The organism is Rhodoferax sp., from assembly GCF_018780565.1.
Classification (GTDB): domain Bacteria; phylum Pseudomonadota; class Gammaproteobacteria; order Burkholderiales; family Burkholderiaceae_C; genus Rhodoferax.
Genome location: NZ_JADMJN010000007.1, coordinates 85,020 through 99,653, shown reverse-complemented (window position 1 = coordinate 99,653; position 14,634 = coordinate 85,020). Strand labels below are relative to the sequence as shown.

Annotated in this window: 11 protein-coding genes and 1 tRNA gene; 6 read left to right on the top strand and 6 right to left on the bottom strand. The window is 60.3% G+C overall.

What is annotated here, in order from left to right; all coding sequences use genetic code 11:
- Positions 1–87 precede the first annotated feature (87 nt).
- Genes IV109_RS11350 through IV109_RS11345 form a run of 3 tightly spaced genes read left to right on the top strand, consistent with a single transcriptional unit; the run spans position 88 to position 2,212 of the window.
- On the top strand, positions 88–930 hold the full coding sequence (locus IV109_RS11350; RefSeq protein WP_296696320.1) for a hypothetical protein: 843 nt from the start codon (positions 88–90) through the stop codon (positions 928–930).
- On the top strand, positions 927–1,268 hold the full coding sequence (locus IV109_RS19100; protein ID WP_366834236.1) for a helix-turn-helix domain-containing protein: 342 nt from the start codon (positions 927–929) through the stop codon (positions 1,266–1,268). Before IV109_RS11350 ends, IV109_RS19100 begins: the two co-directional genes overlap by 4 nt.
- Complete coding sequence (locus tag IV109_RS11345) at positions 1,187–2,212, top strand: site-specific integrase (RefSeq protein WP_366834238.1); 1,026 nt, start codon at positions 1,187–1,189, stop codon at positions 2,210–2,212. The genes IV109_RS19100 and IV109_RS11345 overlap by 82 nt, the downstream gene beginning before the upstream one ends.
- Here IV109_RS11345 and IV109_RS11340 read toward each other — a convergent pair.
- The 6 genes from IV109_RS11340 to IV109_RS11315 form a co-directional block, all read right to left on the bottom strand.
- A tRNA-Lys gene (locus IV109_RS11340) sits at positions 2,200–2,275 on the bottom strand. The two genes, IV109_RS11345 and IV109_RS11340, sit on opposite strands and share 13 nt — an antisense overlap.
- Positions 2,276–2,364: 89 nt before the next feature.
- Positions 2,365–3,234: an NAD(P)-dependent oxidoreductase gene (locus IV109_RS11335; RefSeq protein WP_296696314.1), complete on the bottom strand. Its 870-nt coding sequence runs from the start codon at positions 3,232–3,234 to the stop codon at positions 2,365–2,367.
- Positions 3,235–3,280: 46 nt separating this feature from the next.
- On the bottom strand, positions 3,281–4,552 hold the full coding sequence (gene boxA, locus IV109_RS11330; protein ID WP_296696310.1) for a benzoyl-CoA 2,3-epoxidase subunit BoxA: 1,272 nt from the start codon (positions 4,550–4,552) through the stop codon (positions 3,281–3,283).
- 12 nt (positions 4,553–4,564) lie between these two features.
- Positions 4,565–5,992: a benzoyl-CoA 2,3-epoxidase subunit BoxB gene (boxB, locus tag IV109_RS11325; RefSeq protein WP_296696309.1), complete on the bottom strand. Its 1,428-nt coding sequence runs from the start codon at positions 5,990–5,992 to the stop codon at positions 4,565–4,567.
- A 90-nt stretch (positions 5,993–6,082) separates the two neighbouring features.
- Positions 6,083–7,741, bottom strand: a complete 1,659-nt coding sequence (gene boxC, locus IV109_RS11320) for a 2,3-epoxybenzoyl-CoA dihydrolase (protein ID WP_296696306.1) — start codon at positions 7,739–7,741, stop codon at positions 6,083–6,085.
- Between the two features lie 161 nt (positions 7,742–7,902).
- Positions 7,903–8,808 carry a helix-turn-helix transcriptional regulator gene (locus tag IV109_RS11315; RefSeq protein ID WP_296696550.1) on the bottom strand — a complete coding sequence of 302 codons (906 nt, stop codon included), beginning with the start codon at positions 8,806–8,808 and terminating at the stop codon, positions 7,903–7,905.
- Positions 8,809–9,012: 204 nt separating this feature from the next.
- Here IV109_RS11315 and IV109_RS11310 point away from each other — a divergent pair, with 204 nt between their 5' ends.
- The 3 genes from IV109_RS11310 to IV109_RS11300 are packed head-to-tail and all read left to right on the top strand — an operon-like array spanning position 9,013 to position 14,625.
- Positions 9,013–10,593, top strand: a complete 1,581-nt coding sequence (locus tag IV109_RS11310) for a 3,4-dehydroadipyl-CoA semialdehyde dehydrogenase (RefSeq protein ID WP_296696303.1) — start codon at positions 9,013–9,015, stop codon at positions 10,591–10,593.
- Between the two features lie 38 nt (positions 10,594–10,631).
- Positions 10,632–12,194, top strand: a complete 1,563-nt coding sequence (locus IV109_RS11305) for a benzoate-CoA ligase family protein (protein ID WP_296696301.1) — start codon at positions 10,632–10,634, stop codon at positions 12,192–12,194.
- Positions 12,195–12,213: 19 nt separating this feature from the next.
- A complete protein-coding gene (locus tag IV109_RS11300) occupies positions 12,214–14,625 on the top strand; it encodes a UvrD-helicase domain-containing protein (RefSeq protein ID WP_296696298.1) in 2,412 nt (803 codons plus the stop codon).
- Positions 14,626–14,634 lie beyond the last annotated feature (9 nt).

Here is a 14,634-nt window from a genome sequence, read left to right as displayed (position 1 = left end):
CTTAACCCGACTGCGCCCTACACCTTCACCAACCTGGTGGACGTGTGCAGTCCGTGCGGCGTTCACCACTTTTGAAAGTGTGACGCCGTGGGTTCATCCTTCAGCAATTCTTCGTCGACTGCCGCATGGCCATGCGCTAGCGGGCTTGCGGCTGGCGGCGAAGCCGCAGGGCTTGTCCCATCTAAAACAACTGACCCCGCGTTTCTGGAAGTCAGTTTTCAACATGACGTTGTTCAAGAACGACGAGTCGGCAGGCTGCGCCGTACCGTCTGGGCCTGTGGTCACCTTCATCAATTTGCTTCGCCTAAAGGCTTTCGCGAAAACGTCTGGTTCTGCACCCTGACATACCGGGGTGTCGGTGACTGGCAACCGGGCCATATCTCTCGATGCCTAAAGGCCGTTCGCAAGTGGTGCAAAAAGCGGGGTGTTCCCTTTCGCTATGTCTGGGTGGCAGAGCTGCAAAAGCGCGGTGCTCTGCACTATCACCTGGCGATCTGGCTACCCAAGCGCATTCAACTTCCAAAGTTTGACAAGCAGGGCTGGTGGCCGCACGGCATGACCCAGCGAGTCATTGCCAAAAACGCCGTGGGGTACTTGATGAAGTACCTGTCCAAGATTTCCCCTTTTCACAAGTTTCCCAAAGGAGCACGCCTTCATGGATTCGGCGGACTTACCCAACAAGCCCGAGGCATCTGCTCTTGGCTCAATCTCCCTTCATGGTGCAAACAGCGCTTTGGAGTCGGACAACTCCAAACCATCGCGGGTCGTCGTGTGGTGCGTGAAACGGGCGAAGTTCTTGAAGCCATGTACCGACGAGTTTTCCACCCTGCCGGAATGCGCCTGTATCCCAATGGGCCACTACCTGAACGATGGGCTGATGGGCCGTATTCCGCGATAGATCGCTTCACAAATATGGCGGGCGCGCCATGACCACCCGCGTCCTCGATGCACGTGAAGCTGCCCAGCTGCTGCACATCCACCCGCAAACCCTGATGACTCGCGCTCGGACTGGCGTGATCCCGGGTTGCAGGGTGGGCAGGGCTTGGGTCTTTGTCGAATCTTTGTTAGTTGAGTATCTGGTGGCACAATCGCTCTCGCGTGTGTCTGTAGCCGGTACTCAGGAAAGAACTGAATGTCGCTCTACAGAAGAAAAGACTCATCCTATTGGTGGGTCAAGCTTTCGCCCATCCGTGGCGAATCTGGCCCGTTACAGGTCAGCACTGGGACTGCCGAAAAGCGTAAAGCTACCGAGTTCCATGACCGGCTGAAGGCCGAACGTTGGGAGCAAGGCAAGCTCGGCGCCAAACCTCGCAGGACGTGGGAGGAGGCCGTTTTGAAGTTCCTTGACGAGTCGGCCCATAAGCGAACCCATGACCGTGACAAATCCATCTTGCGTTGGCTGGATTCGGTCTTGGGCGGCAAGTACCTTGACGAAATCGATCGCACCTTGATTGATCAGATCAAAGCTACACGCGCCAAGATCGCAACCCAAAGCACGGCCAATCGATACCTGGCTGTCATCCGCACGGTACTTCGTAAGGCCTGCTACGAATGGGAGTGGGTTGACCGGGTGCCGAAGGTCTCCCTGTTCCGAGAGAAGGACGGTCGTATTCGTTCGCTCACGCCTGACGAGTTCTCGAAGCTGCTATCCGAACTTCCGCCCCATCTAGCGGACATGGCCCTTTTTTCAGTCGCAACCGGATTGCGTCAGGCCAACGTGAGCCAACTGGAATGGTCAGAGATAAACCTTGAGTTGCTGCATGCCGTCATCCCATCGGAAAAGTACAAGAATGGAAAAGCACACCCGGTGCCATTGAATGAGGCAGCCGTGGAGGTGCTCAAAAGGAAAGTTGGAGAGCATCCCACGCACGTTTTCACGTTCAGGGGAAAGCCAGTCACGCAGGTGTCCACCAAGGCATGGCGGGAGGCCCTGATACGCGCTGGGATCGATAATTTCCGCTGGCATGACCTACGGCATACGTTTGCCACTTGGCACCGTCAGGCGGGCACACCGACGCATGAGCTGCAACGTTTGGGAGGATGGAAGACGCTCTCGATGGTTGAGCGATACGCGCATGTTGCGCCGGAGGGCTTGCAAGTTGCTGCCAGTCGGCTCGATAATGCACTTCGAGGTACGCTATGGCTACGCTTGAAGCAGAGGGAGACAGACCATGACAGCCTGTTTACCAATGAAGAAAGTGGTGGGTCCTGACAGATTCGAACTGTCGACCTACGGATTAAGAGTCCGCTGCTCTACCAACTGAGCTAAGAACCCACTTTTGAGAATTTGCCATGAAGAGGAAGCATCGGAGGGGTCCAATCTGCCGCTTCGGCGAAGCTTTCGATCTTATCAGATTCGTGGGCTCAACTCATTCCGTTGCGGCTTGCCAGTTCGATAAAAAGTCCGGCGTGGTCCAGGTCGGTCAGGCCGTGTTCGATGCTTTCGCTGTACAGCTTTTCAAACAGTTTGGTGACCGGCGCATCAAAGCCGATTTCATCGGCGGTGGAGAGTGCATTGCGCAGGTCATTGAGTTGCACGGACATGCGTCCGTGTTGCGTGAAGTTGCGCTCCACCATGCGTTGACCGTGAATCTGGAGGATGCGGCTGTCGGCAAAGCCGCCGGATATGGCTTCTTTGACTTTGGCCATGCTGGCGCCGCCTTTTTCGCACATCAGCAAAGCCTCGGCCACGGCGCCGATGGTGACGCCCACAATCATCTGGTTGGCAAGTTTGGCGAGTTGCCCCGTGCCGTGTGGTCCCACATGCGTGGCCCGGCCGAATACCTGGAACACGGCTTGGGCACGTTCAAAATCAGCTGATTTCCCGCCCACCATGATGGCCAGGGTGCCTTGCTCCGCACCCACCGTTCCACCCGACACCGGTGCGTCCAGATGGGCTCGGCCCAGCTCGCTTAATCGGGCTGCATGGTCGCGCGCCTCGCTGGGCTGGATAGATGACATGTCGATGACCAGCCCATCCGGCTTCAATGCCTGGGCAACGCCGAGCGTCAAGAGGACTTCGCTGACGACAGCGCCGTTGGGCAGCAACAGAATGACGATGTCAGCGTTGCGTACGCTATCGGCGGCTTGCGCGTGGATGGTGGCGCCGTAGGGGGCGAGTCGGCTTGCCTTGTGGTGTGTGCGGCTCCAGGCGTGGACTGAATGGCCCGCTTCGCACAGCCGACGCGCCATAGGGAAACCCATCAGACCGATGCCCAGCACTGCAATTTCCATCATCGCTCCCAAAAGCAACAGGATACAGGGTTGGTGGCGCTGCGCCTCAGTAGGTTTCCAGATGCAGGCGACCTTCACGCTTGAGCGTGGCGCCCAGCGTGTCCCAATTCAGGCCGGCCTGTTGCGCCACGTCGCGCAGCGCCATCACCACGCCTTCTTCCATGCTCTTGAGGCCGCAGACATAGATGCCGGTGTTGGCGTCTTGCAGCAGTTCGATCAGATCGGCAGCGCGTTCGCGCAGCAAATCTTGCACATAGCGTTTCGGTGCACCCGGTGTGCGCGAAAAAGCGAAGTTGATGTCGATGAAATCCTTGGGCAGTTTTTGCAGGGGACCGAAGTACGGCAACTCCTGCTGGGTGCGGGCACCAAAAAATAGCATCAGCTTGCCGCCCTCGAACTTGCCCGATGCGCGCAGGCGGCGTCGCCATTCGGTCATGGCGCGCATGGGTGCGCTGCCGGTGCCGGTGCAGATCATCACGATGCTGGAGCGCGGGTGGTTCGGCATCAGGAAGCTGCTGCCAAAGGGCCCGATGACCTGCACCACGTCACCTACTTTGAGGTCGCACAGGTAGTTCGAGCACACGCCCTTGACGGCTTGTCCCTGGTGGTCTTCATTGACGCGCTTGACGGTGAGCGACAGGTTGTTGTAGCCGGGGCGTTCGCCATTGCGTGGGCTGGCGATCGAATATTGCCTTGCATGGTGCGGCTTGCCTGCAGCGTCTGTGCCCGGCGGGATGATGCCAATCGACTGGCCTTCGAGAACCGGGAAGGGCATGCTCCCAAAGTCCAGCACGATGTGGTGCGTTTCGTTGGCGGTACCGGCCTCGTTCACCTGGAAGTTGCCCACCACCGTAGCCGTGGTGGGTGCCTTGGGATCATAGAGATTGGTGTAGGGGTGCGCAGCCGACCACGGGGGCAGCGTAGCGCCATAGGCCGCCGAGTTGAACGGGGTTTCACCGGTCACATCTGACAGTGGCGGTGCAGCCGGGGTGGGCTGGGCCAGTTCGTCCGGGGTCACGCCCAAGGCGGCGAACTGGTCCGCCGACAACTCGGCTGGCAGCTCGTCCCACTTCAACTGGTCTTCGATGGCATAGGCGCTGGTGCGGGGCACTATGCGCCAGTTGTCGATCGACCCGGTCGGGCAGGGGGCGATGCAGTCCATGCACAGGTTGCAGACGTCGGCCTTGACCACGTAGTTGCGTGAATCGTGCGTGATCGCACCGACCGGGCAAATCGATTCGCAGGTGTTGCAGCGAATACAGATTTCGGGGTCGATCAAATGCTGTTTGATGATTGCAAGGTCGGTGGCCATGTCCATGGAAATTCCAGATCAGTTAAATCGAACGTAGTCGAAGTCTATGGGCTGGCGATTAATACCCATCACAGGAGGGGCAATCCAGTTGGCAAATTTGCCTGGCTCCACCACACGGCCCATCAGCGAGCCAACATAAGCCCGGTCATCGGCCGATGGCAGCCATTCATTGACGCGGGCATTCCACTCGGCGTCGCTCACGACGCGGCCATCGGGCGATACCTTGACGCCAGCCAGCGTACCGATCTGGCGGTGAAAGGCCTTGTGCGGCACGGTCAGGCGCATCGGGATACCGGCTTTTTCAATCAGGCGGTTCCAGCGGTCCACGCCACCAATTGAGTCCTTGATGTAGTCGTCGCGCAGCACTTCATTCAGGGCATTGAGCATGGGCACCTCCTTCTCGACCAGTTGCCCGTTTTGCACGTCAAGCACTTTGTAGGTTTGGCCCTTGAGCACATGGTCGTCAACGCGCTTGCCTTCTTCGTAGCGGCCTTTGAGGCCGGAGCTGTAGAAAGCGGCTGCATTGCTGGACTGGTCGGCACCGAACAGGTCGATGGTGACGCTGAAGTGGAAGTTGATGTAGCGCTGCAGCGTGGGCAGATCGATCACCCCGGCGGCGCGCAGCTTGCCCACGTCATCGGTTTTGAGCTGGTTCATCATTTCGCAGGTGCGGGCGATCACGCGGCCCACACCGGACTCGCCCACGAACATGTGGTGGGCTTCTTCCGTCAGCATGAACTTGGTGGTGCGGGCCAGCGGGTCGAAACTGGATTCGGCCAGCGCGCACAGCTGGAACTTGCCGTCGCGGTCGGTGAAGTAGGTGAACATGAAGAAGCTCAGCCAGTCAGGCGTCTTCTCGTTGAAGGCTTGCAGGATGCGGGGGTTGTCCGCGCTGCCGCTGTTGCGCTCCAGCAGGCCTTCGGCTTCTTCGCGGCCGTCACGACCGAAGTATTTGTGCAGCAGGTAGACCATGGCCCAAAGATGGCGGCCTTCTTCCACGTTCACCTGGAACAGGTTGCGCAGGTCGTACTGGCTGGGGCAGGTCAGGCCCAGATGGCGCTGCTGCTCGACCGATGCCGGCTCGGTGTCGCCCTGCGTGACGATGATGCGGCGCAGGTTGGCGCGGTGTTCGCCGGGCACATCCTGCCAGGCGGCTTCGCCCATGTGGTCGCCAAAATGGATTTTTCGGTCCTGCTGGCCAGGATTGAGAAAAATGCCCCAGCGGTAATCAGGCATCTTCACGTGGCCGAACTGGGCCCAGCCTTGTGGATCGACACTGACGGCGGTGCGCAGGTAGACATCGAAATTTTGTGAACCCTCCGGGCCCATGTCTTTCCACCAGTTCAGGTAGTTGGGCTGCCAGTGTTCCAGCGCGCGTTGCAGCGTGCGGTCTTCCGACAGGTTGACGTTATTGGGAATTTTTTCGCTGTAGTTGATGCCAGACATGAGATGGTCTCCAGGTTCAAATCCGCGGTGGAATAACTATTTTGGTTGCCACAGGCCCCACCGGGAAACCTGCAGCACAACGATTTCAGTTCAAACGCGGTTCATGTCAAAGGCGGCTTTCTCGCCCTTGCCATAGACCTTGAGCGCGCCTTTTTCTCCCACCGCGTTGGGGCGGTTGAAGATCCAGTTTTGCCATGCCGTCAGACGGCCGAAGATGCGGGTCGCCATGTTTTCTTTTTGCGCAAAGCGCAGGTTGGCTTCCAGTCCGGTCAGGGCGTCAGGCGACATGGCGGCGCGGGACTCCAGCACCAGGCGAATTTCGTCGGCCCAGTCGATGTCGTCCAGCGCGGCGGTTACCAGACCGAGCGCCTCGGCTGCGTCGGCATCGAGTGCCGTGCCGGCAGCGCGGCGTGCCGCTTCCATGGGCGCGGTTTCTTCGTAAAAGCGGCGTGCCAGGCGGGACTGGTCGTTCACCATCGGATAGAAGCCGAAGTTGAATTCATTGAGCGTCAGCACCGGCGCGCGCTCGGGCTCATCGGGCAGTGTCAGCATATAGGTACGGTCGGCGCAGAAGGCCAACTCTGCTAGCGTGCCGACAAAGCAGGAGCCGGGTTCGATCAGGGTAATCAGGCTGCGTGAAGATACGTCCAGTCGCGCCAGCGTGCGGCGCAGCAGGCCGATGGTCTCGCGTACCAGCCAGTGGTCTTTGTGGGCCAGCAGGGTGGCGTCGGCAGCCAGCACGGCCTGGGGATCGCCCGCGGTCTTGAGCACCCAGGTGCCGGTGTCCAGTTCGTTGGTGCGCATGTTCAGGATCGCATCGTCGAGTTCACGTGCCATCTGCAGCGGCCACCAGGCAGCGCCTGCGGCCTCGATGGCGGCGATATCGGTGGGCTGCGCACCTTCTGGCGCCTTCACCGTGAAAGTGGCCGTGCGTTTGGCACGGTCGATGTCCACCACCACATGGTCGTAGGCCAACCGGTCGGCGTCCACCATGCGCTTCAGAGCGGGCAGCGCCACGCCCTTGGCGTTGGCCGGGCGGTCGCTTTGGTTTGCCAGCGCTATAGCGCGTTCGCGTACCACCTGGGCAAATTGCTGGGGTTTGGCAATCGCGTCCACCAGACGCCAATCCACGGCGCGCTGGCCGCGCACGCCTTCAGAGGTAGTGCAGAAAATATCGGCCAGGTCATGGCGCACGTGGCGCTTGTCGGTCACGCGGGTCAGGCCACCGGTGCCTGGCAGCACGCCCAGCAGTGGCACTTCGGGCAGGGACACGGTGGAAGAGCGGTCGTCCACCAGCACGATGTCGTCACAGGCCAGCGCCAGCTCGTAGCCACCACCGGCACAGGCGCCGTTGAGTGCCGCGACGAACTTCAGACCCGAGTGGCGGCTGGAGTCTTCAATGCCGTTGCGCGTTTCGTTGGTGAATTTGCAGAAGTTCACTTTCCAGGCATGGCTGGAGAGCCCCAGCATGAAGATGTTGGCGCCCGAGCAGAAGATGCGGTCTTTCAGGCTGGTCACCACCACGGTGCGCACTTCGGGGTGCTCAAAGCGGATGCGGTTGAGCGCGTCGTACAACTCGATGTCCACACCCAGGTCGTAGGAGTTGAGCTTGAGCTTGTAGCCCGGGCGGATGCCGCCGTCTTCGGATATGTCGATGGACAGGGTGGCAATCTCCCCGTCGAAAGCCAGTTTCAAGTGTTTGTACTGCGACGGGTTCGTCTGGTAGTCCACAGTGGTCATAGTGCTCATGTCTGCTCCTGTGCGGGGAAATCGAAGGGATCGAAAGTAAAAGGTTCAAGCCAATGCACTTCAGTGCATGTTGTATGAATTATATTGCATGAATTGGAGTTTCGTCAAATGCATTTTTGTGCATGTTCTGGATTTCCTCTTTTCCCCCAATCCCCGATTACTTACAAGGGCAGGGCCAGATCTCCACGAACACGGTCACGCAGGGCGGTAAAGCTTTCATCCAGCGGGTGTTTGCTGGTGTCGAAGCTCAGATCCGCTTTGGAGTAGAAGGCCGAGCGGCCCTCCAGAATCCGTTTGAGGTCTTCCATGGCCTCCCGGCTGGCGGCCATGGGACGCAGGTCGCCCTGGGCGGTGACGCGGGCCATGTGGTCGGCCGGATCGGCCTGCAGCCATATGGTGTAGCAGTGAGCCAACATCAGGTTGAAGTTGGCCGAATCCGACACCAGGCCGCCGGGGGTGGCAATCACGACTTCGGGGTAAATCTGGATCGCTTCTTCCAGAGCCCGCCGTTCGTAGCGGCGGTAGGCATGGGCGCCATAGAGGTTGTGAATTTCACTGATGCCGCAGCCGGCAAATTTCTCAATCTCACGGCTGAGCTCAATGAAGGGCCAGCCCAGATCGTCGGCCAGGCGCTGACCCAGGGTGGATTTGCCGGCGCCACGCAGGCCAATCAGCGCAATGCGCGACATGCGCGCGTGGTCGCTTCCGGCGGCTCCGAACATCTCGCTCAGGGTGATGCGGGCGCGATGCAGGTCGGCCTCGCTGCGATGTTCCAGCAGTTCCCGGATCAGCAGCCATTCCGGGGACGAGGTGCTGATATCTCCCAGCATTTCTGCCAGCGAGCAGTGCAGGGCCTGCGCCACTTGCAGCAGCACCAGAATGGATGCGTTGCCGGTGCCGTATTCCAGGTTGGCCAAGTGCCGCTCCGATACTTCGGCGGCTTGGGCGACCGCCTTGCGTGTCATGCCCTGGCGGGCGCGCAGCAGACGCACGCGCTCGCCCAACGCCACCAGGAATGGGCTGCGAACCTCCTCCGCAGGTTCCGCTGGCGCAGCGACAACCGGCATCAGCGGCTCATTCGTCAAATCCGTACCCATGAACTGGATCTCCATGTCTGTTGATGGCCGGGAACACGCCCGGAAATTAGAAAATATGGCTTGACATGCACTTTAATGCATATTATCGTGCACACGCACAATAATGCATTTATACAGGCAAGTGAGCAGCTTGCAAGCTGAATTTTTCTCATTTTCAACAGGACATCCGTTTTTATGACCTCCTCAACTCTCCTGCTCCCCAACTACGTCGCCGGTCGCTGGCAAACGGCTCAGGGCTCAGGCACCCCCCTGTTTGACCCGGTGCTTGGCACGGAACTGGTTCGTGTATCCAGCGCGGGGCTGGATTTGAATGAGGGGTTCACTTTTGCCCGCGAACAGGGGGGGCGTGCTCTGCGCGCCATGACTTACCGGGAGCGCGCGGTCATGCTGGGGGCCATTTCCAAGGTGCTGCAGACGCACCGTGACGCCTATTACGACATTGCCACGGCCAACTCCGGCACTACCCGCAAGGATTCAGGGGTAGACATCGACGGCGCCATCTTCACATTGGGGTTCTATGCCAAACAGGGCGATGCACTGGGTGATGCGCGTGTGCTGATCGATGGCGAGCCTACCCGCATGGCCAAGGACCCGACCTTTCAATCCCAGCATGTGATGGTGCCGACGCGCGGTGTGGCGCTGTTCATCAATGCTTTCAATTTCCCGTCCTGGGGCTTGTGGGAGAAAGCTGCACCAGCCCTTTTGTCTGGCGTGCCCGTGATCGTGAAGCCCGCCACTGCAACGGCCTGGCTGACCCAGCGCATGGTGCAGGATGTGATTGACGCGGGTGTGCTGCCACCCGGTGCCTTGTCGGTCGTGTGTGGTTCGTCCGCAGGCTTGATGGATGCACTGCAGCCCTTTGACGTGGTGTCCTTTACCGGCTCTGCCGAGACCGCTGCGGTGATCCGCAGCCACCCTGCAGTCAGCCAGCGTTCGGTGCGCGTCAACATCGAAGCCGACAGCTTGAATTCGGCTTTGCTGGACCCGGCGGCAACGGTCGAATCCGAGGCCTTCAAGCTGCTGGTGGGTGAGGTGGTGCGTGAGATGACGGTCAAGTCCGGTCAAAAGTGCACGGCCATTCGCCGCATCTTTGTGCCGGCCCATTTGTATGACGCTGCAGCCCAGGCCATCAGCGCCAAGCTGGCCGGAGTTTCGGTGGGCAATCCGCGCAACGAGAGTGTGCGCATGGGGTCCTTGGTCAGTGGTGAACAACTCGCTGCGGTACGGGCTGGCTTGGCGCAATTGCGTGCTGAAGCAGACGTGCTGCACGATGGCGCCACCCACGCGCTGGTCGATGCCGACCCGGCCATTGCGGCCTGTGTCGGGCCCACACTGCTGGGCACGCGCCGCCCGGCAGAGGCCCGTGTGTTGCACGCGGTGGAGGTGTTTGGCCCCGTGTCCACACTCATGCCGTATGACACGCTGGAAGACGCACTGAGCCTGATCCGCCGGGGCGAGGGATCGCTGGTGAGCTCGCTTTACAGTGAAGACCCGGGCTTCATGGCGAATGCCGCGCTGGAACTGGCCTCTTCTCATGGCCGGGTGCACGCCATTTCGCCGGATGTGGCAGCATTGCATTCGGGTCACGGCAATGTGATGCCGATGTCGCTGCACGGTGGCCCGGGGCGCGCCGGTGGCGGTGAAGAGCTGGGTGGCATGCGTGCCCTCAACTTCTACCACCGCCGCAGTGCCATTCAGGCCAGTACGGCAGCGTTGGAGCAGATCGTTGCCAGCGGCCAGCGCCTGGTGCTCTGAAGTACGACCGCCTGCAGTCAATCGAAGGAATCTTAACCATGCACGCTTCTGTGAATCCGCCGCCTGTCCAGTTCAACTTTGCGCAGCACCTCATCGCCCTCAATGTGGGGCGCAGCGCCAAAACGGCATTGATCGATGACCTTGGCCGTGTGAGCTATGGCGAATTGGCCGGGCGCATTCGCAGCTTTGCCGCCGGCTTGATCGCGCAAGGCTTGCGGCGCGAAGATCGGCTTCTGCTGCTGATGCACGACAGCAGCGACTGGGTAGTTGCCTTTCTGGGGGCCTTGTATGCGGGGGTGGTGCCGGTGGCGCTGAATACCTTACTGACTGTCGACGACTATGCCTACATGCTGGACAACAGCCGGGCCCAGGGCGCGGTGGTGTCGCAGGCGCTGGTGCCGAGCTTGCAGGCCGCCATGAGCCAGGTGTCAAACGAGATCAAGACGGTTGTGGTGTCACGGCCCAGCGGCGCACTGCCGGCTGGCGCGGTGGATTTCGAGACCTTGTTGAAGGCAGAACCCATGAAGCTGCCGGCCGCCACGCTGGCGGACGAGGCCGCTTTCTGGCTGTATTCGTCCGGGTCCACCGGTAAGCCCAAGGGCACGGTGCACACCCAGGGCAATCTGTACTGGACGGCGGAGCTGTACGGCAAAGGCGTGCTGGAGTTGCGCGAGTCCGATACCGTGTTTTCGGCGGCCAAGCTGTTTTTTGCTTACGGGCTGGGCAATGCCTTGAGCTTTCCCTTGAGCGTGGGCGCCACAGTGGTGTTGATGGCCGAGCGGCCCACGCCGCAAGCCGTGTTCAAGCGTCTGACCACGCTTAAGCCCACCGTGTTTTATGGCGCGCCGACCGGCTACGGTGGCATGCTGGCTGCGCCGGATTTGCCTGCGCGTGGCGATGTGGCATTGCGTTTGTGCTCTTCGGCGGGCGAAGCCTTGCCAGGCGAGATTGCGCAGCGCTGGACCGCACATTTCGGCTGTGAAGTCATCGACGGCATTGGCTCCACTGAAATGCTGCATGTGTTCCTGTCCAACCGTCCGGGCGATGTGCGCTATGGCACCACCGGCAAGCCCGTGCCGGGCTACGAAGTGGAGTTGCGTGACGAGAGCGGCCGCCAGGTGGCTGACAACGAAATTGGCGACCTCTACATCAAGGGCCCCAGCGCCGCGCTGATGTACTGGAACAACCGCGAAAAGACCCGTGATACCTTCCAGGGTGCCTGGACCAAAAGCGGTGACAAGTACACCCGTGACAGCGATGGTTACTACACCTATGCCGGGCGCAACGACGACATGCTCAAGGTCAGCGGCATTTACGTGTCGCCTTTTGAAGTGGAATCCACGCTGGTGCAGCATCCTGCGGTGCTGGAATGCGCGGTCATCGGCAAGCAGGACGTTGATGGCTTGCTCAAAACCAAGGCCTTCGTGGTGCTCAAGCCGGGGCAGTTGTTGACCGAGGATGAAGTCAAGGCCTTTGTGAAAGATCGTCTGGCGCCCTACAAATACCCGCGCTTTGTCGAGTTCGTGGGCGAACTGCCGAAGACCGCAACCGGGAAAATCCAGCGCTTTCGTCTGCGTGAGCAGGAGACCGGGAAGACCTGAGGCTTTCTACAATGGGCGCATGTTCTCAGAAAATTCACCATCAGGCGCTCCGGATTCCCCTTTATTGCACAACTTGAACCCGGAGCAGCGCGCGGCCGTCACCCTGCCGGCCGAGCATGCGCTGATTCTGGCCGGGGCTGGCTCGGGTAAAACCCGGGTGCTGACCACCCGCATTGCATGGCTGCTACAGACCGGACAGGTCTCGCCCGGCGGCATCCTGGCGGTGACCTTCACCAACAAGGCGGCCAAGGAAATGATGACGCGCCTGTCCAGCATGCTGCCCATCAATGTGCGTGGCATGTGGATTGGTACTTTTCACGGTCTGTGCAACCGGTTTTTGCGCGCGCATTTCAAGCTCGCCAACCTGCCACAAAGTTTTCAGATCCTGGACACACAGGACCAGCTCTCCGCGATCAAGCGCTTGTACAAGCAGTTCAATCTGGATGATGAGCGCTACCCCCCGAAGCAGATGCAGTGGTTTATCGGCGGTTGCAAGGAAGACGGCTTGCGCCCCAATATGGTCGAGGTGCGCGATGAAGAAACGCGCAAGAAGGTCGAGATTTACCAGCTCTACGAAGACCAGTGTCAGCGCGAGGGTGTGGTTGACTTTGGCGAGTTGATGCTGCGCAGCTATGAGGTGCTGCGCGACAACGACCCGATCCGCGAGCACTACCAGCGGCGTTTTCGCCATATCCTGATTGACGAGTTCCAGGACACCAACAAATTGCAGTACGCCTGGATCAAGATGCTGGCCGGTACCGGTGCGCACGGTTCAGTCGATGATGCGTCGCGGTTCGAGCCAACCGGCTGTGTGCTGGCGGTGGGCGACGATGACCAGAGCATCTACGCCTTTCGTGGCGCACGGGTTGGCAACATGGCCGACTTTGTCAGCGAGTTCAAGGTGCGCCACCAGATCAAGCTGGAGGAAAACTACCGCAGCGGCAGCAACATCCTGGACTCGGCCAACGAACTCATCAGCCACAACAGCAAGCGGCTGGGCAAGAACCTGCGCACGACGCAAGGCCCGGGCGAACCGGTGCGCGTGTTCGAGGCCACCAGCGACTTTGCCGAGGCGCAGTGGATGGTGGATGAAATGCGCCAACTGGTGCGTGAAGATGTCGAGCGCAAGGAGATTGCCGTGCTGTACCGCAGCAATGCGCAAAGCCGGGTGATCGAGACGGCGCTGTTCAATGCCGGCTTGCCCTACAAGGTCTATGGTGGATTGCGCTTCTTCGAGCGTGCTGAAATCAAGAATGCGCTGGCTTATTTGCGTTTGCTGGAGAACCCGCGTGACGACACGAGTTTTCTGCGCGCTGTGAATTTTCCGCCGCGCGGCATTGGCATGCGCAGCCTGGAGCAGCTGCAGGACGTGGCCCGTGCCGCCGGTTGCGCGCTCAGCGATGCGGTGAGCGGCCTCGGTGGCAAGGCGGGCACCAACATTGGCGCCTTTCTGGCAGGCATCGATGTATTGCGCGAGCAGACACAAGGCATGACCTTGCGCGAAATCGTCGAGAGGGTGTTGGCGCACAGCGGCTTGATTGCGCACTACAAAGCCGACCGCGAAGGCGCGGACCGGGTGGAGAATCTGGAAGAACTGGTGAACGCGGCAGAGAGTTTCGTCTCTCTGGAGAACTTCGGGCGTGATGCGTCCATGCCGCCCGTGGATGAACAGGGTCGCGCCCTGACGCATTCACCGGCATCGCAAGGGCTGGACCTCAACCAATTGCCGCCTGAAGAGCTGGCGCCGGATGCCGAGACTGGCGAAACCCTGTCCCCGCTGGCGGCCTTCCTGTCGCATGCGGCTTTGGAGGCGGGAGACAACCAGGCCCAGGCCGGGCAGGACGCAATCCAGCTCATGACCGTGCATTCCAGCAAAGGCCTGGAGTTTGACTGCGTCTTCATCACCGGCATGGAGGAGGGCTTGTTCCCGCACGAGAACTCGATGAACGACCGGGATGGCCTGGAAGAAGAGCGGCGCCTGATGTACGTCGCCATCACCCGCGCGCGCAAGCGCCTGTACCTGAGCCATTCACAAACCCGCATGCTGCACGGGCAGACGCGCTACAACCTGAAGAGCCGGTTTTTCGAGGAGCTGCCGGAAAGTGCCTTGAAGTGGATCACCCCGAGAAATCAGGGGTTTGGCTCTGGATTTGCTACGAATTCGGGAGCTGGTAGTGCATATCCCACCAGGGGAAGCGGCTCATTTGGCACTGATTATTCGAAGTATGCGGCGGCGCCGGTGCCTGCTCAGAAAGCGGCACCTTCCCATGGCTTGCGTTCGGGCATGAAAGTATTTCATGCCAAGTTTGGTGAAGGCACGGTGCAGACGCTGGAGGGCACGGGCGACGATGCACGCGCCCAGATCAACTTTCCCCGCCATGGCGTCAAGTGGCTGGCACTGAGTGTGGCGAAGTTGACGCCGCTGCCGTGATCATCGGCA